This window comes from Variovorax sp. TBS-050B (genome assembly GCF_029893635.1).
Classification (GTDB): Bacteria; Pseudomonadota; Gammaproteobacteria; order Burkholderiales; family Burkholderiaceae_C; genus Variovorax.
This window is the reverse complement of sequence record NZ_JARXYR010000002.1, coordinates 2,347,588-2,368,580: the sequence shown is the minus strand read 5'-3', so window position 1 is coordinate 2,368,580 and position 20,993 is coordinate 2,347,588. Positions and strand designations below refer to the sequence as shown.

The window sequence follows — 20,993 nt, the reverse complement described above, 5'->3', positions numbered from 1 at the left end:
GCCTCGATTCTCACCCGGGCGCCGCGGCCGCTCGCCGCGCCCGGCGCGCCACCACGGGACGCACGAACTCGGGATGGAAGCAGCGCTCGCTGCCGTCGGCGAATTCGATCGTGACCGAGACCGCATCGGCGCTGGACACGCTGCCCACGCCGTAGCGCGGCACGCGCACCGCGGCGCCGCGCGCGAAGGCGGTGCGCGGGGCGGCCGCCTTCGCGGCCTCGGGCGACGGCGCGGCACCGGCTTCCGCGGCGGTCGGCTGTTGCTGCTGCTGCTCGCGCTCGTGCTTCGCCAGGCGCACGCAGTTGTCGCAAGCGCCGCAGCGCTGCGCGATCTCGTCTTCGCTGCCGAGGCCGGCGAGCAGCACCTGCCAGCGGCACATGCCGGTGCTCGCGTAGAAGGTCATGCGTTCCAGCGCCGCGCGCTCCTGCTCGCGCTTCTCGCGGTGCGTGCCGAGCAGCGCCTCGAGCCCCGCATCGTCGAGCGGCGGCTTGCGACCCCAGCGCAGCCGGCCTTCGTCGTCGCGGGCGAGCAGCCGCGCCTGCGCGAGCAGGTTCAGCAGCACGCGCAGCTTGCCGCGCGGCAGGCGTGCGCGCTGCGGCAGCTCGGCGGGCTCCCAGCGCGTCTCGGGCGCGGCCGACAGAAGCTGCTGCAGTGCGCGCAGTTCCGCCAGTTCGGGCAGCCAGCCCGCCAGGAAGAACTGCTGCACCGCCTTGTCGCGGCGCAGGTACAGCAGCACGCAGTCGGCGCGCTCGCCGTCGCGGCCGGCGCGGCCCGACTCCTGGTAGTAGGCGTCGAGGCTCGACGGCATCTGGTAGTGCAGCACGAAGCGGATGTCCGGCTTGTCGATGCCCATGCCGAAGGCGTTGGTCGCGACCATCACGCGCAGTTCGCCGGCCATGAAGCGGTCCTGCGCGTCGCGCCGGTCGGCCGCGCGCTGGCGGCCGTGGTAGAGGCCCGCCGATTCGCCCGCGTCCGCGAGCGCGGCGAACAGCGCCTCGGCCGCCTTCACCGTCGCGGTGTAGACGATGCCGCTGCCCTGCAGGCCCGCCACCAGCGCGAGCGCGCGCTGCAGCTTGTCTTCCTCGCGCAGGAAGGGCTCGACGGCATAGTGCAGGTTCGGCCGGTAGGCGCCGGTGTCGACCAGGCCGGCGCGCGGGATGCCGAGCCTTTCCATGATCTCCGCGGCCACCTCGTCGTTCGCGGTGGCGGTGAGCGCCAGCACCACCGGCTGGCCCAGCGCGCGCAGCGCGGCGCCGATTTCGAGGAAAGCGGGCCGGAAGTCGTGCCCCCACTGCGAGATGCAGTGCGCCTCGTCCACCACCAGCAGCGACACCGGCCGCTGCTGCAGCAGCTTGACGAAGCCGGCATCGGCGAGCCGCTCGGGCGTGCTGAAGATCACCCGCGCGCTGCCGTCCGTGATGGCGGCTTCGGCGGCGGCGATCTCGTCGGCGCTGCACTGGCTGTTCAACTGCACGGCGCGCACGCCGAGCGCGTCGAGCTTCTCGCACTGGTCCTTCATGAGCGCGATCAGCGGCGAGACCACCACCGTGCGGCCGCCGGCCAGCACCGCCGGCACCTGGTAGCAGAGCGACTTGCCCGCGCCCGTGGGCATCACCGCGAGCGTCGATTCGCCGGCCACCACGCGGTCGATCACGTGGCGCTGGCCGGGACGCAGCTGCCGGTGGCCGAAGACCTCGCGCAGCACCCGGTCCACGCCCGGGCGGGCACGCGGACGCTGGCGCGGCGCGCTGCGGGCGCTGCCGGCCGGCCGCGCCGCCTGCGACGACGCCCGCGGCCTCATCCGCGCAGGCGGCGCGCGCGTTTGCGCGGCTTCAGGACCATGCAGAGCACGGCCACCGCCGCGATGCCGATCGCGGCCTTGCGCGCCGCGCCCATCGGGTTGTGGCGCAGCTCGGCGCGCCCGCCCATCTCGGCATAGAGGTTCGGCACATGGCCGCGCGCGAGGTCGCTGCACAGCGCCTCGCCCATCTGCACGCGGTCGGCCAGGAGCAGCATCATCCAGTGGCGGATGTCGTTCTCCGAATGCCGGAAGGCCGCGCGCCGCAGCCGGCCGCTCAGGCCCGAGGGCGGCAGCGTGGTGCCGAAGACCGGCGTGATGCCGGGCCGCTCGGTCGAATGCAGCACCTCCACATCGGCGTGCTGCTGCTGCGGCGGCTCGACGGGGTGCGGCAGGCGCGGCGGCGTGCGCTCCTTCGGCACGCCGGGGCGCATGGCGCGGTCGAGGTCGGCGCCCCAGCCGACGATGTGCGCAAAGCGCGCGCGGGATGCGGCGCGGTCTTCGTCGCCGGGCGTGGTGAATGACGTGTTCATGGTGGCGCGCTCCGGAGTTCGGTCATTGCATGGCCGCGGTCGCCGTCGCGACGCGCGGCGCGCCGGGCGGGATCAGCACGGTCTTGATGCAGTTGTCGAGCTTGCTCGAGAACAGGTGGTAGGCGTCGGCCACGTCCGCCAGGTCGACGTGGTGCGTGATCACGCGGCGCGGCTCGATGCGCCCGGCCTGGATGTGCTCGATGAGACGCGGCAGGTGCCGCTTCACGCTGGCCTGGTTCATGCGCAGCGTGAGTCCCTTGTTGACCGCGTTGCCGATCGGAATGGCGTTGAAGGTCGGCCCGTAGACGCCCACGATCGACACCGTGCCGCCCTTGCGGACCGAGTTGATGCACCAGTGCAGCACCGTCGCCGCGCCGCCCTGCAGCTTGAGCTTGATGCCCAGCAGCGTCTGCGCGAAGTTGCCCGCGGCCTCGCAGCCCACGCAGTCGATGCACACGTCGGCGCCCAGGCCGTCGGTGATCTTCTTGATGTGCATCGCCATGTCGCCGACCTGCTTGAAGTCGATGGTCTCGCACTGCGCGTAGGTGCGCACGAAGTCCAGCCGGTATTCGAGGTGGTCCACCACGATCACGCGGCCCGCGCCCAGCAGCCACGCGGACTTGGCCGCGAAGATGCCGATCGGGCCCGCGCCGAAGATCACCACCGTGTCGCCCTCGTCGATGCCGCCCATCTCGGCGGCCTGGTAGCCGGTGGGCAGCGCGTCGGTGAGCAGCACCGCGTCGTCCAGGTGCATGTCGGCCGGGATGACCGTGGGCCCCACGTCGGCCATCGGCACGCGCACGTACTCGGCCTGACCGCCGTCGTAGCCGCCCGCGGTGTGCGAATAGCCGAAGATGCCGCCCACCGCGGTGGCCTCGGGGTTGGTCGCGTGGCAGTTGCTGTAGAGCTCCTTCTGGCAGAAGTAGCAGCTGCCGCAGAAGATGTTGAAGGGCACCAGCACGTGGTCGCCCGGTTTCAGGTGCTGCACGGCCGGGCCGACCGCTTCCACCACGCCGGTGAACTCGTGGCCGAAGGTCGAGCCGATGCGGGTGTCGGGCACCAAGCCGTGGTAGAGGTGCAGGTCCGAGCCGCAGATGCACGAGCGCGTGACCCGCACGATCGCATCGCCGGGATGCTCGATCTCGGGCTCCTGCTTCTGCACGGCGCGGATGCGGTACGGACCGCGGTAGTTCATTGCCAGCATCGCTTGTTGCTCCTTGGAAACAGGAGTCCAAGCATCGGCACGCCGAACCGGCGGCGCGCAAGCACAGACCCCCAGGGCTCGTCGGACAGCGCCCCATCCGGCCCGCCGGCGGCGACAGGCCCTGCTCACGTCCGCATGCGCGCCGCTCCTACACGCGTCGCACACGAGAGGTGGAGCGTTTCAAGAGCCACCCCACGGAGAAAACACATGCCCCACGAAAGCTACGCCGCCTGCATCGAAGCCTGCAATCGCTGCGCCACCGCGTGCAACCACTGTGCCGCGGCCTGCCTGCAGGAAGAGGACGTCGGCATGATGGCGCGCTGCATCGCGCTCGACATGGACTGCGCGGCCGCATGCCAGTTCGCCGCCGCCGCCATGGCGCGCGGCAGCGGGTTTGCCAAGGCCGTCTGCGCGCTGTGCGCGGACGTCTGCGAAGCCTGCGCGCAGGAATGCGGCAAGCATCGCCACGATCACTGCCAGGCCTGCGCCAAGGCGTGCAGCGACTGCGCGCAGGCTTGCCGCGCGATGGCGGGCTGAGCCGCGCCGTATCGCTTCGCCGGCGCGATCAGAGCCTGAACACGCTCACCGCCTGCGAGAGGCCGCCGGCCTGCGCCTGCAGCGAACCCGCCGCGGCGCCCGCCTGCTGCACCAGCGCGGCGTTCTGCTGCGTGACCTGGTCGATCTGCGCGATCGCCTGGTTCACCTGCTCGATGCCGTCGGTCTGCTCGCGGCTCGCGACGGTGATCTGGCCGATGATCTCGGTGACGCGCTGCACGCTCGCCACGATCTCGCGCATCGTGCGGCCGGCCTGGTCCACCAGCGCACTGCCCGCCTCCACGCGACCGACCGAGTCGCCGATCAGGTCCTTGATCTCCTTGGCCGCCGCGGCCGAGCGCTGCGCCAGGCTGCGCACCTCCGAGGCCACCACCGCGAAGCCGCGGCCCTGCTCGCCGGCGCGCGCCGCCTCGACCGCCGCATTGAGCGCGAGGATGTTGGTCTGAAACGCGATGCCGTCGATCACGCCGATGATGTCGACGATCTTCTTCGACGAGCCGTCGATGGCCGCCATGGTGTCGATCACCTGGCTGACGATCGTGCCGCCCTCTGCCGCCACCGACGACGCGGACACCGCGAGCTGGTTGGCCTGGCGGGCGTTCTCCGCGTTCTGCTTGACGGTGGAGGTGAGCTCCTCCATCGACGCCGCGGTCTGTTCGAGCGAGCTCGCCTGATGCTCGGTGCGCGAGGAGAGGTCGCGGTTGCCCGCGGAAATCTGCGCCGATGCTTCGCCGATGCTCGCCGCGCCGCGATGCACCTCGCCCACGAGCCGCGAGAGGCTGGTGTTCATCTCGTGCAGCGCCTGCATCAGCAGGCCGGCCTCGTCGCGGCTGGTGGCCGTCACCTGCGTGCCGAGGTTGCCCGCGGCGACCGACTGCGCCACGCGCACCGCCTCGTTGAGCGGCCGCGTGATCGAACGGGTCAGCCACAGCGCGATGCCGATGCCCAGCGCCAGCGAGAGGCCGCTCAGCACCAGCATCAGCCAGCGCGCCGTCTGGTAGGCCTGCGCTGCCTCGACCGCGGTGCGGTCGGCCCCCTCCTTGAGCGCTTGCTCGAAGCTGCCCACATGCGCGATCACGCGCGTCAGGAGCGGCATGCATTCCTGCGTCAGCGCACGCACGGCCTCTTCGGTCTTGCCGCCGGTCGCGAGCGACACCACCTTGCCCGCGATCACCAGGTACTGCGCCTCGAGCGCCTGCAGCTGCGCGAGCAGGCGCTCCTCTTCTTCCACGGCGCCCGAGCGCGGGTCTTTCAGGATCGCGGCGAGCGACTTCATGCCCTCGTCGATCTCCGACTGCGAGGACCGCACCAGTTCGAGGTCCTTCTTCTGCAACTGCGCATCGCTCACCAGCGCCAGATTGCGCGCCGCGATCGCCCGCGTGCCGATCGCGAAGCGGACCCGGTTGAGCGCGTAGAGCTTGCCGCCGGCCACCTCGTTGACGATGCGGATCTCGTCCGAGAGCCTGCCCATCTGCTGCAGGCCGATCGCGCCGATGGCGAGCAAAAGGAGCAGCAGCAGTGTGAAGCCCATCCCGAGACGGGTGCCGATCTTGAGGTGTCGCATGGAATGTCCGGGAGGAATCAATCTTCGATTTTCCCGGGGGGAGCCGGTTGGCCGATCGGCGGAACAGAGGGGGGAAAGGGGGTCAGTTCGGAGCTTGGTCGAGCTTGATCCCGGCAGCCCGGATCACCTTGCCCCACATGGCGCGGTCGGCGTTGATGAACGCGGTGAACTCCGCGGGTGTGTTGCAGCGCAGCTCGCCGCCGTAGTCACGCCACCTCTTGGCCAGTTCCTGCGACTGGCAGACCTTGCCCATCGCGCCGCTCAGCTTCTCGAGGATGGCGGGCGAACTCCCGGCCGGCGCCAGCAAGCCCTGCCAGGCGATCGGCGTGTAGTCGGGAAGCCCCTGCTCCGCGAAGGTCGGAACGTTGGGGAAGCTGGGATGGCGCTCCTTGCCCGTGATGCCCAGCAGCCGGAGCTTGCCCGCCTGAACGTTGGTGGCCGCGGCGGGCAGCCCGTCGAACATGAGCTGGATCTGCCCGGCCAGCAGGTCTGCATAGGGACTGTTGCTGTTGTAGGGAACGAGGCTGGACTGAACGCCCGCCGCCCGGTTGAACCACACCGCCGAAAGATGCGAGTAGCTGCCGATGCCCTGGGTGGCCACGGTGACGGAATCCGGCCTGGCCTTGAGCTGCGCGATCAGTTCCCTGGCATCCCGGGCCGGGGTGCCCGGGGTGGCGATGAGGCCCGTGTTGAGCACGCCCATCAGGCTGATGGGTGCGAAGTCGCGCTCCGCGTTGAAGGGCGGCTTGGCGTAGAGGTGCGGCACCACCGACAGCGAACTGGTGGTGCCGATGTACAGCGTGTAGCCATCGTTCGGTGCCTTGGCGGCGACTTCCGTTCCGATGATGTTCGAGGCGCCCGGGCGGTTCTCCACATAGAACGGCTGTCCAAGGATCTTCGTGAGTTCGCTCGCCAGTTCCCGCGCATTGGCGTCCGGGCCGCTGCCCGCGGGGAAGGGGGCAACGATCCGCACCGGCTTGGTGGGGTAGGCGATCTGGGCGGCCGCATCGCCCATGGGCCATGCGATCCCGACGGCCGCAGCCAGCGCGGCGGAATGACAGAAGAGTCTTCTGAAGAACGTCATGAATGTCTCCTTATGCGATCACGTGCAAATTGCACGGGTCGAATCATACGAAAATGGCGCCTATTGTCAAAATACGATAATTTGATAGATAATCAAGTCAGACACGCATCGTTCGACGCGAAAATTCTCGATAGGAGAGACAGTGATGCAAATTGATCATCCCTCGGACCTGCGGTTCAGCCACATCGGCCTGTACGTCACGGATCTGCCGCGCATGGCGCGCTTCTACAAGGCGGCGCTGCGCTTCACCCAGACCGACGAAGGCGCGCTGGGCCCCGTGCAGCTGGTCTTCCTGAGCCGCGATCCGGGCGAGCACCATCAATTGGTCCTGGCCACCGGCCGGCCGGCCGACATGGCCTTCAACGTCGTCAACCAGATCTCCTTCCGGGTGCCCGACCTGCAGGCTCTGCGCCGCTTCCACGACCGGTTGCTGACCGAGGGCGCGACGGACATGCACCCCGTGACGCACGGCAACGCCATCTCGGTGTACTGCCGCGACCCGGAGGGAAACCGGCTGGAGCTGTTCATGGACACGCCCTGGTACTGCGACCAGCCGCTGCGCGAGCCGGTCGACCTGGCGCAACCGGACGAGGCCATCCTGGCGCAGGCGGAGGCCATCGCGAAGCGGCTGCCCAGGTTCATGGGCCGCGCGCAATGGCAGGCCGAGATCGCGCGCCGCATGCAGGAGGACCAGAATGCCTGAGCGCGCCGACGCCTACGACGTCGTCATCGTCGGCCTGGGCCCCACCGGAGCCACGCTGGCCAACCTGCTGGGCGCTGCCGGGCGTTCGGTGCTGGTGATCGAGAAGGAGGCAGGCATCTTTCCGCTGCCGCGGGCCATCCACTTCGATGGCGAAGTGCTGCGCATCTTCCAGGCGGCGGGACTGCGCGAGCAGGTACTGGCCATCTCGCGCCCCGGTACGCAGGGCATGCATTTCGTCAACGGCGCCAGCGAGACGATGCTCATCCGCGGCGGCTCCGCCGCCGCCGGCCCGCACGGCTGTGCCAACAACTACTACTTTCACCAGCCTCGGCTGGAAGCCGTGCTGCGCGAAGGCCTGGCGCGCTTCCCCCGGGTGCACGTGCAACTGCGCCACGCGTTGACGGCGGTGGCGCAGGACGCGGAGGCCGCCACCGTGACCTACCGTTCGCTGGAATCCGGGCAGGATCACGTCGCGCGCGCCCGCTACGTCGTGGGCTGCGACGGCGCACGCTCGCCGGTGCGCCAGGCCATCGGCAGCACGATGGTGGACCTGGGCCTGCGCCAGCCCTGGCTGGTGTTCGACGTGCTGCTCGAGCAGGCGGTGGACCTGCCCCCCTACACGGTGCAGTACTGCGACCCGCGCCGGCCGATGACCTACTGCAACGTGGTGGGCGAGCGCCGGCGCTGGGAGATCATGGTGCTGCCCGACGACGACCGCGAAGCGCTCGTGCAGCCCGACAACCTGTGGCGGCTGGTGGCCCCATGGGTGCGGCCGGCGCAGGCGCGCCTGGAGCGGGCGGCCATCTACACCTTCCAGTCGGTGGTGGCCGATGGCTGGCGCGACAAGCGCCTGTTCCTGGCCGGCGATGCCTGCCACCAGACGCCGCCCTTCCTCGGCCAAGGCATGTGCGCCGGCATCCGGGACGCATCGAATCTGGCGTGGAAGCTCGATGCGGTGCTGGCGGGACGCGCCTGCGACACGCTGCTCGAAACCTACGAGTCCGAGCGCAAGCCGCATGTGCGCGCGCTCATCGACCTGGCGGTGCGGCTGGGCAACATCATCCAGACCACCGACCCGGCACTGGCGGCCGAACGCGATGCGAAGTTCGCGGCCGGGCAGCCGGAGGTCTTCGAGTTGCCGCCGCAGCTGCTCGGCGCCGGCGCGTTCGACCCCAGCACGCCCGACCTGGCCGGGCGGCCCTTTCCCCAGCCGCAACTGGACGACGGACGCCTGCTCGACGAACGCCTCGGGCGCCGCAGCGCGGTGATCGGCAGCCGGCAGGTCCTCGACGCGGCAGCGCCTGCCACCGCATCGCGCTGGCGGCACAGCGAGGCCGTCGTCATCGATGCGCCCGATGCGAGCCTGCGCGACTGGCTGCGCTCGCACGACGCCGCTGCCGTGATACTTCGCCCTGACCGCTATATCGTCGGCGTGGCGCGCTCGGGGGCTGATCTGGATCGCATTTCGCAATACCTCCCCGTCGCGCCATGAACCATTCATCGGGGAATCTTCTTGTCAGAATCTTCAACCTCCAGCCTGGAGCGGATGCTCGGGGTGCTCGACCTCTTCGACGACACCCACCTGATGCGAACGGCGGAGGACATCGCCACCGCGCTGGACGTGTCGCTTCCCACCAGCTATCGCTATGTGCGGCTGCTGCTGCAGGCCGGGCTGCTGCAGCGCGTGGAGGACTCGCACTACGCGCTGGGGCCGCGCATCATCATGCTGGACCACTACATCCGGCGGGCCGATCCGGTGCTCAACGCAGGGCTCCCGGTGCTGCGCGAGCTGGTCGCGGCGACCGGCTTCGACTGCGTGCTGACCAGCGTCTTCGGCGTGCAGGTGCTCGACATCTACCGCGAGATGGGCAGTTCGCCGGCCAGCCTCGCCTATGGGCGCGGCCGGCCGAGGCCGCTGTTCCTGGGCGCCGCGCCCAAGGTGCTGCTCGCTTCGTTCGGCTCGACGCAACTGAAGAAGGTCTTTGCATCGCACCACGACGAGCTCGTGCGCTGCGGCCTTCCCGCGGAGTGGCCCGAGTTCCGCCGCCACTACGCGGCCATCCGCAAGGCGGGCCACTACGTCTCCAAGGGCGAGCTGGAGCCGCAACTGGCGGCGGTGGCGGCGCCCATCCCCAAGTCCGATGGCGGTGCATGGGCCGCCATCTCGCTGGTGTTCGATACCTCGCGTCTCGCGATCGTCGACCTTGAAAAGATGGTCCACCTGATCACCGAGTCCGCCATGCGCATCGGGGGTCGGCTGGGCTAGCTCCAACCCGTTCCCCAACCCGCTCCAAGGCATTCTCATGAAACTCATCAGCTATCAATACAACGGCCAAGACAGCTTCGGCGCCGTGATCGGCGACCGCGTGGTCGACCTGGGCGAGATCTACGGCGCACGGGCGCCGGACCTCAAGTCCTTCATCGCCGCAGACCTGATCGCGGACGCCTCGACGAAGATCGCGGCGGCGAAGGCCACACTGCCCTTCAGCGAAGTGAAGCTGCAGCCCGTCATCCCGAACCCCGGCAAGATCTTCTGCATCGGCCTGAACTACGGCGAGCACATCCGCGAAACAGGCAAGGAAGTGACCGAAAAGCCGGTGATCTTCCTGCGCCTGGCCGATTCGCAGCTGGCGCACGGCGAGGACATCGTGCGCCCCAGGGTGTCCGAGCGCCTGGACTACGAAGGCGAGATCGCCATCGTCATCGGCAAGGGGGGTCGGCACATCTCCGAGGCCGATTCGTGGTCGCACATCGCCGGCTACAGCTGCTACAACGATGGCTCGGTGCGGGACTGGCAGCTCCACACCTCGCAGTGGGGCCCTGGAAAGAACTTCTGGAAGACCGGCGCCTTCGGGCCCTGGATGGTCACCGCCGACGAGATCGCGCCCGGCCGGACGATGACGCTCGTCACGCGCCTGAACGGCCAGGAGATGCAGCGCACCACCACCGACAAGATGGTCCACAGCATTCCGCGCCAGATCGCCTACATCTCGGCTTTCCTTCCGCTGGCGGCGGGCGACGTCATCGTGACCGGCACGCCCGGTGGCGTGGGCAACAAGCGCACGCCGCAGGTCTTCATGAAGCCGGGTGACGTCTGCGAGATCGAGGTGGATGCCATCGGCGTGCTGCGCAACGGCATTCGCGACGAATGAGCCGTTGTTGAGCGCCGCCGTCCCTCCCTACTCCACCGTCACGCTCTTCGCCAGATTCCGCGGCTTGTCCACGTCGGTTCCGCGCGCGCAGGCCGTGTGATACGCCAGCAGCTGCAGCGGCACCACGTGCAGCAGCGGCGACAGCGCGCCGTAGTGCTCGGGCATGCGGATCACGTGCAGGCCTTCGCTGCCCTTGATCTGGGTGTCGCCGTCGGCGAGCACGTAGAGCACGCCGCCGCGCGCGCGCACTTCCTGCAGGTTGCTCTTGAGCTTCTCGAGCAGGGTGTCGTTGGGCGCCACCGCCACCACCGGCATCTCGCTCGTGACGAGCGCGAGCGGGCCGTGCTTGAGTTCGCCGGCGGCGTAGGCCTCGGCGTGGATGTAGGTGACTTCCTTGAGCTTGAGCGCGCCTTCGAGCGCGATCGGGTAGTGCAGGCCGCGGCCGAGGAAGAGGGCGTTGTCCTTGCGCGCGAAGTCCTCGGCCCAGCCGATGATCTGCGGCTCGAGCGCGAGCACCGACTGCAGCGCGACGGGCAGGTGGCGCATCTCCTTGAGGTAGCGCGCCTCGTCGGCCTCGCTCAGGCGGCCCTTGCTCTGCGCGAGGGCGAGGGTGAGCAGGAACAGGCCGGCCAGCTGGGTGGTGAAGGCCTTGGTCGAAGCCACGCCGATCTCGACGCCTGCGCGCGTGATGTAGGCGAGCTTGCACTCGCGCACCATCGCGCTGGTGGCGACGTTGCAGATGGTCAGCGTCTGTTCCATGCCGAGCGAGCGCGCATGCTTGAGCGCGGCCAGGGTGTCGGCGGTCTCGCCCGACTGGCTGATGGTGACCACCAGCGTCTTCGGGTCGGGCACGGACTCGCGGTAGCGGTACTCGCTCGCGATCTCGACCTGGGTCGAGATCTTCGCGATGCCTTCGAGCCAGTACTTGGCGGTGCAGCCGCTGTAGTAGCTGGTACCGCAGGCGAGGATCAGGATCTTGTCGATTTCCTTGAAGACGCGGTGCGCGCTGGCGCCGGTGGCGCCGTCCTGCCCGATGCCGTCGAACAGCTCGGGCGCGATGCCGACCACGCCCTCGAGCGTGTCGCCGATGGCGCGCGGCTGCTCGAAGATTTCCTTCTGCATGTAGTGCCGGTACGGGCCGAGCTCGGCCGCGCCGCTGTGCGCCTGCACGGTGCGCACGGTGCGCTGCACCGGCTTGTGCTGGCGGTCGACGATCCAGTACTTGCCGGGCTGCAGATCGACCACGTCGCCCTCCTCCAGGTAGACGATCTGGTCGGTCACGCCCGCGAGCGCCATGGCATCGCTCGCGAGGAAGTTCTCGCCGGCGCCGTCCTTGCCCGCGCCCAGCACCAGCGGCGAGCCGGCGCGCGCACCCACCACGCGCTGCGGCTCGTCGCGCGAGATCACGGCGATGGCATAGGCACCGTGCAGCTGCAGCACGGCGGCCTTGACCGCCTCGAACAGGTCGCCGTCGTAGAGGCTGTCGACGAGGTGGGCGATGACCTCGGTGTCGGTCTGGCTCTCGAACACGTAGCCCTTGGCCTCGAGCGCGGCGCGCAGCGGCTCGTGGTTCTCGATGATGCCGTTGTGCACGAGCGCGATGCGGCCCGGCCGCGCGCCCTGGGCATCGGCGCCGGGGCCGTGGCTGAAGTGCGGATGCGCGTTGTGCACCGCGGGCGCGCCGTGCGTGGCCCAGCGCGTGTGGGCGATGCCGGTCAGGCCCTCGACGCGGTCCTCGCGCACCTGCGTTTCGAGGTCGGCCACGCGCGAGGTGGTGCGCGCCCGCGTGAGGCCGCCCGCGTGCACCGCCACGCCGCAGGAGTCATAGCCGCGGTATTCGAGCCGCTGCAGGCCCTGGACGAGGACCGGGACGATGTTGCGATGGGATGCCGCGCCGACGATGCCGCACATGGGGTTGCCTTTGGAGAGAAGAGGAAGGAACGGGAAAGGGCTCGATGGTAGGCAGGGAGCAAAGAAATATGCAGTCGAAATTCCGATCGATTTGGCTTTTTATTCCATGCAATCATCCATATGGAGTTTTATTCCATAATTCCGCAATTCATGGAATCCTTATCGCTCGATCCCACCGACCTGCGCCTGCTGGACGCCCTCCAGCACGACGCCTCTCAGACCAACCAGCGCCTCGCCGCCGAGGTCGGGATCTCACCGCCCACCTGCCTGCGGCGGGTGCAGCGGCTGCGCGAGGCGGGGCTCATCGAGCGCCAGGTCGCGCTGCTCTCGCCCGACCGGCTCGCGGCGGTGCTGGGCCACGGCCTGCAGGCGGTGGTGGAGATATCGCTCGACCGTCAGGATGCCGCGGCGCTCGACGCCTTCGAGGCGCGCGTGATCGCCGACGAGGCCGTGCAGCAATGCTGGCGCGTCTCGCCCGGGCCGGATTTCGTGCTGGTGGTGGCCGCGCGCGACATGCCGGGCTATGGCGCGCTCGCGCAGCGGCTCTTCACGGCCGACGCGAACGTGCGCAACGTCAAGGCCTTCTTCAGTCTGAAGCGCGCGAAGTTCGAGCCCCGGCTGCCTATTTCTTCTTCTGCGGGCGCTGCCAGTTCGGATAGCTGACCGGCTTGCTGCGCGCGACGGTGAGCGCACCGGGTTCGGTGGACTTGTTGACCGTCGAGCCGCCGCCGATGGTGCCGCCGGCGCCGATGGTCACCGGCGCCACCAGCACGCAGTTGCTGCCCACGTGCACGTCGTCCTCGATCACGGTGCGGTGCTTGTTGGCGCCGTCGTAGTTGGCCGTGATGCTGCCCGCGCCGTAATTGACGCGCCGGCCCACGGTGGCGTCGCCGAGGTAGGCCAGGTGGTTGGCCTTGGCGCCGTCGGCCAGGGTCGAGTTCTTGACCTCGACGAAGTTGCCGATGTGCACCTCGGCGCCCAGCTGGGCCCCGGGGCGCAGGCGCGCGAAGGGCCCGACCAGCGCCTTCTCGCCCACCGTCACGCCGGCCTTCTCGCCGTCGATGTGGGTGAAGGGATGGATCACCGCGCCGGCTTCGATGCGGGCGTTGGCGATCACGCAGTTGGCGCCGATGCGCACGCCTTCGCCGAGGAACACCGCGCCCTCGAACACGCAGTTGACGTCGATCTCGACGTCGGCCTCGCAAGCCAGCGTGCCGCGCAGGTCGAAGCGCGCCGGATCGGCAAGCCGCACCCCCTGCGCCATGAGCGCCTCGGCCTGCCGCAGCTGCCATGCGCGTTCGAGCCCGGCGAGTTGCGCGGGGCTGTTGATGCCGGCCACCTGCAGCGCGTCGTCCGTGACGTGCGCAACCACCGGCACGCCGTCGGCGGCCGCGAGCTTGACGACATCGGTCAGGTAGTACTCGCCCTGCGCGTTGCGGTTGTCTAGCCGGCCGAGCCAGCCCTTCAGCCGCGCCGCGGGCACGGCCATCATGCCGCTGTAGACCTCGCGGATGGCGCGCTGCGCATCGGTGGCGTCCTTCTGCTCGACGATGGCCGTCACCGCCCCGCCCTCCGCCTCGGCACGCACGATGCGCCCGTAGCCGGTCGGATCGTCGACCTCGATGGTCAGCAGCGCGAGCCGCTCGCCCGCGCCGGCGGCGATCAGCGCGCGCAGCGTGTCCTCGGCGATCAGCGGCACGTCGCCCGAGAGCACGAGCACCACCCCGTCGTCGGGCAGCAGCGGCATGGCCTGCTGCACCGCATGGCCCGTGCCGAGCTGCGGCTCCTGGCGCGCGAACTGCAGCGGCCGGCCGTGCATCGCCGCCTCGACCTCCGCCGCGCCGTGGCCGGTGACCACCACCACATGGCGCGCGCCGAGCCGCGCCGCGGTGTCGGTCACATGCGCGAGCAGCGCACGGCCGGCCAAACGATGCAACACTTTGGGCAGCCGGCTCTTCATGCGCGTGCCCTTGCCGGCGGCCATGATGACCACGTCGACCGGGGCCTGGTCCTGTTGGGAAATCTGATCCATGCTTCTTTCTCACCGAATGCGTTGCGTCAATCTGGCGCGGATTATCGGCCTGCTGCTCGCGGCGGCCGCGCTGGGCGCCTGCAGCACGGTGCGGCTGGCCTACAACAACCTGCCCGAATTGAGCTACTGGTGGCTCGACGGCTACCTCGACCTCGACGGCGCGCAGACGCCCAAGGTGCGCGACGAACTGGCCCAGCTGCTCGCCTGGCACCGCCGGAACGAGCTGCCCCGCGTGGCCACGCTGCTGCAGGAAGCCGAGGCGCTGGCGCCGCGCGACGTGACCGCGACGGAGGCCTGCCGCATGGCCGACCGGATCCGCGAACGCCTGCTCGCGGTGGCCGAGCAGGCCGAGCCGGCGGGCACCGAACTCGCGCTGAGCCTGGGCGAGGCGCAGTTGCAGCAGCTCGAACGCAAGTACGCCAAGAACAACGCCGAATACCGCAAGGAATGGCTGGACCGCAGCGCGGCCCAGGTGCAGGAGCGGCGCTACGACAAGTTCGTCGAGCGGCTGGAGGACTTCTACGGCCGCCTGACGCCCGAACAGCGCGCGCTGGTGCGGCAACAGGTGGCGCAGTCGGTGTTCGATCCGCGCCTGGCCGATGCCGAGCGCCGCCAGCGCCAGCAGGAGGCGCTGGCGCTGCTGCGCGGCTTCCAGTCCGCCCGGCCGCCGGCCGCGGAGGCGCGCGCGGCGATCCATGCCTACGTGATGCGCGTCGCCGATCCGCCGCCCGGCCCCTGGCGCGAACACCAGCAGGCGCTGCTGCAGGAGGGCTGCCGCAACCTCGCGGCGCTGCACAACATCACCGCCCCGGGCCAGCGCGAGCAGGCGCTGCGGCGGCTGCAGGCCTACCGGGACGACGTGCGGCAGCTGGTGGCGGCGCGCTGAACGCGGCCTGGGGGCTCAGATCAGCGGCATCGGGCGCATCGGGCGCTCGAAGTAGTCGCCCAGCCGCTCGAGCGCATGCGGCTCGAGGATGCGCAGCCAGCCCGCATCGAGCTTGTAGAAGCCCAGGCTCTGGAGCTTGCGCAGGGTCTTGTTGGTGTGCACCAGCGACAGCCCGAGCGCATCGGCGATGTGCTGCTGGTTGAACGGAAACTCCACCCAGTCGTCGCGCACCATGCCCACGCGCTGGGCGCGGCGGAACAGGTGCATCAGCAGCATGGCGACGCGCTCGACCGCATTGCGGCGGCCGGCGGTCACGAGGTTGTCGTCGACGTGCTTTTCCTCGCGCGCGGCCAGCCAGGTGATGTCGTAGCCGAGCTTGGGCTGCGCATGGAAGAGCTCCCACAGCCGGCCGCGCGAGAAGGCGCAGAGCGTGGCGTCGGTCACGGCCTCGACGCCGTGCGTCTGGCCGTCGGCGAATTCGTCCTGCAGGCCGATGAAGTCGCCGGGCAAGAGGAAGTTCAGGATCTGGCGCCGGCCGTCGCTCAGCGTCTTGTAGCGAAAGGCCCACCCGGCATAGAGGGTGAAGAGCTCGGCGCTCGGCCGGTGCTCATGGACGATCGTTCCGCCTGCCGCCACCCGGCGCGTGCCGATGCGGAACGACTTGATGGTCTGGATTTCCTCGGGTGTGGCCGGCAGGAAGGCCTCGAGCCGGCGCAGCGCGCAGTCGTCGCACGGGTTCGCGCCCGCCGGGGGCGGCGCGGGGTTGGCGTAGTCGTCGAATCTCACGCGCCACTATAGGCTTTTCGGATGTGTCTTTTTACATTTCGTGCGGCGGGCGGATTTCCTAAACTTTGCGGGCCTTTCGCTTCCGCACGCATGACAGAACAACAAGCTCTTCACGAAGTCTTCTACTGCAGCATCCTCACGCAAGACCTGCCGCCGGCCACCGTCGGCGCGATCGTGACCCAGGCCCGCATCCGCAATGCCCAGAGCCAGATCACCGGTCTGCTGGTCTTCGACGGCATGCGCTTCTGCCACCATCTCGAAGGGCCGCAAGCCTCGCTGGAAGCGTTGATGCAGCGCATCGCGCAGGATCCGCGGCACATGGAAGTGCGGGTGCTCTACCAGGGGCCGCTCACCGCGCGCCGCTACAGCGGCTTCGGCATGGGCCTGGCCGAGAGCGAAGGGCCCGATCTGATGGCGGGCGTGCATGCGCTGGAGGGCGAGGCCGCGCTGAAGCACTTCCTGGCGCTGCGGCCGAGCTTCGACATCAACGGCTGAGCCGGCGCAGCGCCAAAACGGAACAGGCAAGAAAAAAGGCGGCCGAAGCCGCCTTCCGTCCGTGGGAAGCGTTGTGCCGCAGGCCGGCGCTCAGGCCGCCGGGTCCCACGAGTACGTGGCGCCGTAGCCGTCCCACGCTTCCATCACGATGCGCTGGCCGGCGGGCACCGCCAGCGACTCGCCCGGGGCGAGCACCAGGTCCTCGCTCGGGGCGGCGGTGCCGGCATCGGCGGTGACCCAGACCCGGCCCTGGCGGACGCGCAGCATGCTGGCCGTCCGCGCCTTCAGGCTCATCGCCTCGCCGGGGGCGATCTGCCAGGCGCCGCGGCGCACGGCCGGCGGGACGGCGGCGGCGGTGGTGGTGCGGGCGGATGCGGGCAGGGATGCGAGCGACGGATTGGTGCAGACGGCGGTGGACATGATCAGACTCCTAGGCTTGGCCGATGCGCGATGACAGGACGGGGCGGTTGCGCAGTTCGGGAATGAATGATCGTTTTTGCGCCGTTGGCAGTCCAATGAAAACGAGGTAGCCTACTGATTCCGGTTCCGCATCAATCGATCCGCAGCCCCGGACCCCTCTCCTCCTCGTCATGCAGCATTCGCAAACCCACCTGCGCTCGCGCCCGATCTCGGCCGGCCACCTGCGCGCCTTCGAGGCCGTGGCACGCCACCTCAATTTCCGCGCCGCGGCCGAGGAGATGGCGCTCACCCAGTCGGCCGTGAGCCGCCAGATCCAGTCGCTCGAAGAAGAAGTGGGCGTGGCGCTGTTCCTGCGCCACACGCGCGCGGTCGAGCTCACCAGCGCCGGCGCCCAGCTGCTGCTCGCGGTGCAGCAGTCGCTGCCGCGCATCGACACGGCCGTGCGGCAGATCCGCCAGAGCGCGGGGCGCAAGAGCGTGTCGCTGACCACTTTTGCGTCTTTTGCATCGATGTGGCTGATTCCGCGGCTCGAGGCCTTCCAGCGCGACAACCCGGAGATCGACATCCGCATCGACGCCAGCGACGTGGCGGTCGACCTCGAGGTGGCCGACGTCGACATCGCGCTGCGCTACGGCCCGCGCGAATCGATGCCCGATGGCGCCGTGCGCCTGTTCGGCGAGACGCTGACGCCGGTGGCGAGCCCCTGGCTGATCAAGAGCAGCCCGCCGATCCGCACGCCGGAGGACATCACGCGCTTCACGCTGATCGAGGCCGGCGACGCGCACCGCACGCACCTCGAATGGCTGACCTGGCGGCGCTGGTTCGAGGTCAACGGGCTGGAGCGCGCGCAGCCGAGGCGCTGGCTCTACTTCAACTACGCCTACCAGATGGTGCAGGCCGCGCTCACCGGCCAGGGCGTGGTGCTGGCGCGCAGCTCGCTGATCGCCGAGAGCCTCGCCAACGGCGACCTGGTCGAGGTGCTGCCGCAGCACCGCATGGATTCGCCGATGGGCTACTGGCTCATCGCGGGGCCGCGGCTGGCGCTGCGGCCGGAGATCAAGGCCTTTTCGGAGTGGCTGCAGGCCCAGGCCGTGACGACACGCGAAACCATCGGGGAAGTGCCCGACCCCGACACCGTCGACAACATCGACTGAAGCCGGTTCCGCGGTGTCCCTGGGCTCTAACCGCACCCTATCCAGGGGATCGGGCTAGCCAACAGGCCAGACCACGCCGTTGTCGTTCAGGATCGCGTCGAGCGGCAGGTCGTGCGCCTCGGGCTGGTACTCGTCGAGAAAGCCGTGGGTGAAGCCCAGGCCCACGGTGAACGGCCGCGGTTCGAGGGCCGCCAGCGTGCGGTCGTAGAAGCCGCCGCCGTAGCCCAGCCGGTAGCCGCCGGCGCTGTAGCCCACGCAGGGCACGAACAGCAGCGTGGGCACGATGAGCTCGGTGTCCTTGGGCTTGGGGATGCCGTAGGCGTCTTCCTCCATCTGGCAGCCGGGATACCAGGCATGGAAGGTCAGGGTCTTGTGGACCTTGTCGATCACCGGCAGGCCGATGCGGCGGCGCTGCGGTTCGTCCATCAGTTCGCCGTCTTCCTTCCAGCGGTGCAGCGCGGGCAGCGGATCGAACTCGCCCTTGATCGGCCAGTAGGCGCCGATCACGGTGTCGGGCCGGCCCACCAGCCAGATCCGCATCACGCGCTGCAGCTGGTCGGCGCGGGCCAGCCGGTCGGGCATGGCCAGGCGCTGTTCGACGAGCGCCTTGCGCAGCTGTTCCTTGAGAAAACTTGCGGTCGCCGAGGTGCCGGCATCCTTTGACTTGTCCATAATCCCCCGATGCAGTTCCCGAGCATTTTGGCACCCATGCACCGACGCCCGCGCCAAAGGGCCTCCGCGCTGGTGTTCTCCACCCTTCTTGCCGCCGCCGCGGCATTGCTCGCGCCGCAGCCCGCACGCGCGCAATCCGGCACCGGCGACGACGTGCTGATCCAGATGAAGCAGGCCTTCCAGCGCGGCGACAAGGCGCGGCTGGCCGCGCTGCTGCCGCAGGCGCGCGGCCATGCGCTCGAACCCTGGGCCGCCTACTGGGAACTGAAGGCCCGGCTGCAGGAAGCCCTGCCGAACGAAGTGCAGGACTTCTTCTCCCGCTACGCCGGCACCTACCAGGAAGACCGGCTGCGCAACGACTGGCTGCTGCTGCTCGGCCAGCGCCGCGACTGGGACGGCTTTGCCGCCGCCCTGCCCGGCTTCCGCATGAACGACGACCCGCAGGTGCGCTGCTACGCGATCCTGGTCGAGGCGCTGCGCACCGGCAGCGCCACCCAGGCGCAGGCCGACGAGGTCCGCCGCAACTGGCTGGCGCAGCGGGACGCCGACGACGGCTGCCTGACCGCGGCCGACCGCATGGTCGCGGCCCGGCTGATGTCGCCCAACGACGCCTGGAAGAAGGCGCGCCTCGCGATGGAAGCCAACCGCGCCCAGGCCGCACGCGGCGCCGTGACCATCGCCGCGCCCGACGCGCTGCCGCTGTTCGACGAAGTCAACGCCAGCGCCGCCAAGTTCCTCGCCGGCCGCGCCTTCGTCGCCGCCAAGTCGCGCAAGGAGATCGTGGTGCTCGCGCTGATCCGCATCGCCATGGCCGATCCGGAGCAGGCCGCCACGCAGCTCGACGGCAAGTGGGGCCCGATGCTTTCGGCCGAGGAGCGCAACTGGCTCTGGGGCACCATCGGGCGCCAGGCCGCGAGCAAGCTCTCGCCGATGGCGGGCAGCTACTTCGCCAACGTCACCAGGAACGGCGACCTGTCGGACGACATGCTCGGCTGGCGCGTGCGCGCCGCGCTGCGCGCCGGCCAGTGGAAGGAAGTGGCGCCCGCGATCAACGCGATGAGCGAGACCGCCCAGCTCGACCCCACCTGGGTCTACTGGAAGGCGCGCGCGCTCGCCGCGCGCGGGGGGCGACGAACGCCGCGCCCAGGCGCGCGAGCTCTACCAGAGCATCGCCGGCACGCGCGGCTTCTACGAAATGCTCGCGCTCGAGGAGCTCGGCCAGCGCATCGTGGTGCCGACGCGTCCCGCGCCGCTCACGCCCGAGGAAAAGAACGCCGCGCGCACCAACCCCTCGCTCAACCGCGCGCTCTACGCCATCGGCATCGGCCTGCGCTCCGAAGGCACGCGCGAGTGGAACTACGCCACCAACCTGCACGACAAGGGCGGCATGGACGACCGGGCGCTGCTCGCCGCGGCCGACCTCGCCTGCCAGCGCGAGGTGTGGGACCGCTGCATCAACACCAGCGAACGCACCAAGGGCACGATCGACGCCGAGCAGCGCTTTCCCATGCCCTTCCACGACACGGTGCTGCGCAAGAGCCAGGACATCGGCCTCGACCCGGCCTACGTCTACGGCCTGATCCGCCAGGAAAGCCGCTTCATCATGGATGCGCGCTCGGGCGTCGGCGCCTCGGGCCTGATGCAGGTCATGCCCGCCACCGCGCGCTGGACCGCGCGCAAGATCGGCATGACCGACTTCTCGCCCGGGCAGATCAACGACCGCGAAACCAACATCACCATCGGCACCAACTACCTGAAGCTCGCGCTCGACGACTTCGACGGTTCGATGGCGCTCGCCGCGGCCGCCTACAACGCCGGCCCGGGCCGGCCGCGCAGCTGGCGCAACGGGCCGTTGCTCGACGCCGCGATCTGGGCCGAGAACGTGCCCTTCAACGAGACGCGCGACTACGTCAAGAAGGTGCTCGCCAACACCACCAACTACGCCGCGCTGATCAGCGGCCGGCCGCAGTCGCTGAAGGAGCGCCTCGGCCGCGTGGGGCCGCGCGACGCCGCGCTGCCCGAACCCAACAAGGACCTGCCTTGA

19 protein-coding genes and 1 pseudogene are annotated in these 20,993 nt (G+C 69.7%); 10 read left to right on the top strand and 10 right to left on the bottom strand.

Translation table 11 applies throughout. The annotated features are described in order from the left end of the window. Positions 1–10 precede the first annotated feature (10 nt). Genes M2165_RS14055 through M2165_RS14045 form a run of 3 tightly spaced genes read right to left on the bottom strand, consistent with a single transcriptional unit; the run spans position 11 to position 3,535 of the window. Entirely contained in the window at positions 11–1,801 is a 1,791-nt protein-coding gene (locus tag M2165_RS14055; RefSeq protein WP_280815228.1) for a RecQ family ATP-dependent DNA helicase, read from the bottom strand. Continuing rightward, positions 1,798–2,331 carry a hypothetical protein gene (locus M2165_RS14050; protein WP_280815227.1) on the bottom strand — a complete coding sequence of 178 codons (534 nt, stop codon included), beginning with the start codon at positions 2,329–2,331 and terminating at the stop codon, positions 1,798–1,800. The genes M2165_RS14055 and M2165_RS14050 overlap by 4 nt, the downstream gene beginning before the upstream one ends. Before the next feature lie 22 nt (positions 2,332–2,353). Further along, complete coding sequence (locus M2165_RS14045; protein WP_280815226.1) at positions 2,354–3,535, bottom strand: zinc-dependent alcohol dehydrogenase; 1,182 nt, start codon at positions 3,533–3,535, stop codon at positions 2,354–2,356. 207 nt (positions 3,536–3,742) lie between these two features. On the opposite strand from M2165_RS14045, the gene M2165_RS14040 reads away from it, so the two are divergent. After that, positions 3,743–4,072, top strand: a complete 330-nt coding sequence (locus tag M2165_RS14040) for a four-helix bundle copper-binding protein (RefSeq protein WP_280815225.1) — start codon at positions 3,743–3,745, stop codon at positions 4,070–4,072. A 28-nt stretch (positions 4,073–4,100) separates the two neighbouring features. Here the strand turns inward: M2165_RS14040 and M2165_RS14035 are convergent, their stop codons facing one another. Together M2165_RS14035 and M2165_RS14030 are read right to left on the bottom strand one after the other, a co-directional pair. Further along, positions 4,101–5,654: a methyl-accepting chemotaxis protein gene (locus M2165_RS14035; RefSeq protein WP_280815224.1), complete on the bottom strand. Its 1,554-nt coding sequence runs from the start codon at positions 5,652–5,654 to the stop codon at positions 4,101–4,103. A gap of 82 nt (positions 5,655–5,736) precedes the next feature. Beyond that, positions 5,737–6,738, bottom strand: a complete 1,002-nt coding sequence (locus M2165_RS14030; RefSeq protein ID WP_280815223.1) for a tripartite tricarboxylate transporter substrate binding protein — start codon at positions 6,736–6,738, stop codon at positions 5,737–5,739. Between the two features lie 145 nt (positions 6,739–6,883). Between M2165_RS14030 and M2165_RS14025 the strand changes: the two genes are divergently transcribed. Genes M2165_RS14025 through M2165_RS14010 form a run of 4 tightly spaced genes read left to right on the top strand, consistent with a single transcriptional unit; the run spans position 6,884 to position 10,593 of the window. Then, entirely contained in the window at positions 6,884–7,441 is a 558-nt protein-coding gene (locus M2165_RS14025) for a VOC family protein (protein ID WP_280815222.1), read from the top strand. Continuing rightward, positions 7,434–8,933 carry a bifunctional 3-(3-hydroxy-phenyl)propionate/3-hydroxycinnamic acid hydroxylase gene (locus tag M2165_RS14020; RefSeq protein WP_280815221.1) on the top strand — a complete coding sequence of 500 codons (1,500 nt, stop codon included), beginning with the start codon at positions 7,434–7,436 and terminating at the stop codon, positions 8,931–8,933. The genes M2165_RS14025 and M2165_RS14020 overlap by 8 nt, the downstream gene beginning before the upstream one ends. Positions 8,934–8,954: 21 nt before the next feature. Then, positions 8,955–9,707, top strand: a complete 753-nt coding sequence (locus tag M2165_RS14015; protein WP_280815220.1) for an IclR family transcriptional regulator C-terminal domain-containing protein — start codon at positions 8,955–8,957, stop codon at positions 9,705–9,707. Positions 9,708–9,744: 37 nt separating this feature from the next. Beyond that, the gene (locus M2165_RS14010) at positions 9,745–10,593 is read left to right on the top strand and encodes a fumarylacetoacetate hydrolase family protein (protein WP_280815219.1); all 849 of its coding nucleotides are present in this window, start codon (positions 9,745–9,747) and stop codon (positions 10,591–10,593) included. A 27-nt stretch (positions 10,594–10,620) separates the two neighbouring features. Here M2165_RS14010 and glmS read toward each other — a convergent pair whose 3' ends face one another. Further along, positions 10,621–12,504, bottom strand: coding sequence for a glutamine--fructose-6-phosphate transaminase (isomerizing) (gene glmS / locus M2165_RS14005; RefSeq protein WP_280815218.1), 1,884 nt, complete (start codon positions 12,502–12,504; stop codon positions 10,621–10,623). Between the two features lie 150 nt (positions 12,505–12,654). On the opposite strand from glmS, the gene M2165_RS14000 reads away from it, so the two are divergent. Next, positions 12,655–13,167: an Lrp/AsnC family transcriptional regulator gene (locus M2165_RS14000; RefSeq protein WP_280815217.1), complete on the top strand. Its 513-nt coding sequence runs from the start codon at positions 12,655–12,657 to the stop codon at positions 13,165–13,167. Here M2165_RS14000 and glmU read toward each other — a convergent pair. After that, positions 13,127–14,536: a bifunctional UDP-N-acetylglucosamine diphosphorylase/glucosamine-1-phosphate N-acetyltransferase GlmU gene (gene glmU, locus M2165_RS13995; RefSeq protein WP_280815216.1), complete on the bottom strand. Its 1,410-nt coding sequence runs from the start codon at positions 14,534–14,536 to the stop codon at positions 13,127–13,129. The two genes, M2165_RS14000 and glmU, sit on opposite strands and share 41 nt — an antisense overlap. A 16-nt stretch (positions 14,537–14,552) precedes the next feature. Here glmU and M2165_RS13990 point away from each other — a divergent pair, with 16 nt between their 5' ends. Continuing rightward, a complete protein-coding gene (locus tag M2165_RS13990; protein ID WP_280815215.1) occupies positions 14,553–15,422 on the top strand; it encodes a DUF6279 family lipoprotein in 870 nt (289 codons plus the stop codon). Positions 15,423–15,437: 15 nt separating this feature from the next. On the opposite strand, the gene M2165_RS13985 is transcribed toward M2165_RS13990, so the two are convergent. Continuing rightward, positions 15,438–16,208 (bottom strand): Crp/Fnr family transcriptional regulator, encoded by a 771-nt coding sequence (locus tag M2165_RS13985; RefSeq protein WP_280815214.1) that lies wholly within the window; start codon positions 16,206–16,208, stop codon positions 15,438–15,440. 90 nt (positions 16,209–16,298) lie between these two features. Between M2165_RS13985 and M2165_RS13980 the strand changes: the two genes are divergently transcribed. Further along, positions 16,299–16,703, top strand: coding sequence for a BLUF domain-containing protein (locus M2165_RS13980; protein WP_280815213.1), 405 nt, complete (start codon positions 16,299–16,301; stop codon positions 16,701–16,703). Positions 16,704–16,793: 90 nt separating this feature from the next. Here M2165_RS13980 and M2165_RS13975 read toward each other — a convergent pair whose 3' ends face one another. Next, positions 16,794–17,123: a DUF2917 domain-containing protein gene (locus tag M2165_RS13975; RefSeq protein WP_280815212.1), complete on the bottom strand. Its 330-nt coding sequence runs from the start codon at positions 17,121–17,123 to the stop codon at positions 16,794–16,796. Positions 17,124–17,293: 170 nt separating this feature from the next. Here M2165_RS13975 and M2165_RS13970 point away from each other — a divergent pair, with 170 nt between their 5' ends. Further along, positions 17,294–18,277 (top strand): LysR substrate-binding domain-containing protein, encoded by a 984-nt coding sequence (locus tag M2165_RS13970; RefSeq protein WP_280815211.1) that lies wholly within the window; start codon positions 17,294–17,296, stop codon positions 18,275–18,277. A gap of 54 nt (positions 18,278–18,331) precedes the next feature. Here M2165_RS13970 and M2165_RS13965 read toward each other — a convergent pair whose 3' ends face one another. Beyond that, entirely contained in the window at positions 18,332–18,949 is a 618-nt protein-coding gene (locus M2165_RS13965) for a 5-formyltetrahydrofolate cyclo-ligase (protein WP_280815210.1), read from the bottom strand. Positions 18,950–18,985: 36 nt separating this feature from the next. Here M2165_RS13965 and M2165_RS13960 point away from each other — a divergent pair. Next, a pseudogene (locus M2165_RS13960) lies at positions 18,986–20,993 on the top strand (transglycosylase SLT domain-containing protein).

Excerpts from the sequence above, each read along its gene's own strand:
- M2165_RS14020 (WP_280815221.1), top strand. The coding sequence starts at position 7,434 with ATGCCTGAGCGCGCCGACGCCTACGACGTCGTCATCGTCGGCCTGGGC.
- M2165_RS14010 (WP_280815219.1), top strand. The coding sequence starts at position 9,745 with ATGAAACTCATCAGCTATCAATACAACGGCCAAGACAGCTTCGGCGCC.
- M2165_RS14030 (WP_280815223.1), bottom strand. The coding sequence starts at position 6,738 with ATGACGTTCTTCAGAAGACTCTTCTGTCATTCCGCCGCGCTGGCTGCG.
- M2165_RS13980 (WP_280815213.1), top strand. The coding sequence starts at position 16,299 with ATGACAGAACAACAAGCTCTTCACGAAGTCTTCTACTGCAGCATCCTC.
- M2165_RS13975 (WP_280815212.1), bottom strand. The coding sequence starts at position 17,123 with ATGTCCACCGCCGTCTGCACCAATCCGTCGCTCGCATCCCTGCCCGCA.
- M2165_RS14050 (WP_280815227.1), bottom strand. The coding sequence starts at position 2,331 with ATGAACACGTCATTCACCACGCCCGGCGACGAAGACCGCGCCGCATCC.
- M2165_RS14055 (WP_280815228.1), bottom strand. The coding sequence starts at position 1,801 with ATGAGGCCGCGGGCGTCGTCGCAGGCGGCGCGGCCGGCCGGCAGCGCC.
- glmS (WP_280815218.1), bottom strand. The coding sequence starts at position 12,504 with ATGTGCGGCATCGTCGGCGCGGCATCCCATCGCAACATCGTCCCGGTC.
- M2165_RS14000 (WP_280815217.1), top strand. The coding sequence starts at position 12,655 with ATGGAATCCTTATCGCTCGATCCCACCGACCTGCGCCTGCTGGACGCC.
- M2165_RS14045 (WP_280815226.1), bottom strand. The coding sequence starts at position 3,535 with ATGCTGGCAATGAACTACCGCGGTCCGTACCGCATCCGCGCCGTGCAG.
- M2165_RS13970 (WP_280815211.1), top strand. The coding sequence starts at position 17,294 with ATGCAGCATTCGCAAACCCACCTGCGCTCGCGCCCGATCTCGGCCGGC.
- M2165_RS14025 (WP_280815222.1), top strand. The coding sequence starts at position 6,884 with ATGCAAATTGATCATCCCTCGGACCTGCGGTTCAGCCACATCGGCCTG.
- M2165_RS13990 (WP_280815215.1), top strand. The coding sequence starts at position 14,553 with ATGCGTTGCGTCAATCTGGCGCGGATTATCGGCCTGCTGCTCGCGGCG.
- M2165_RS13965 (WP_280815210.1), bottom strand. The coding sequence starts at position 18,949 with ATGGACAAGTCAAAGGATGCCGGCACCTCGGCGACCGCAAGTTTTCTC.
- glmU (WP_280815216.1), bottom strand. The coding sequence starts at position 14,536 with ATGGATCAGATTTCCCAACAGGACCAGGCCCCGGTCGACGTGGTCATC.
- M2165_RS14040 (WP_280815225.1), top strand. The coding sequence starts at position 3,743 with ATGCCCCACGAAAGCTACGCCGCCTGCATCGAAGCCTGCAATCGCTGC.
- M2165_RS14035 (WP_280815224.1), bottom strand. The coding sequence starts at position 5,654 with ATGCGACACCTCAAGATCGGCACCCGTCTCGGGATGGGCTTCACACTG.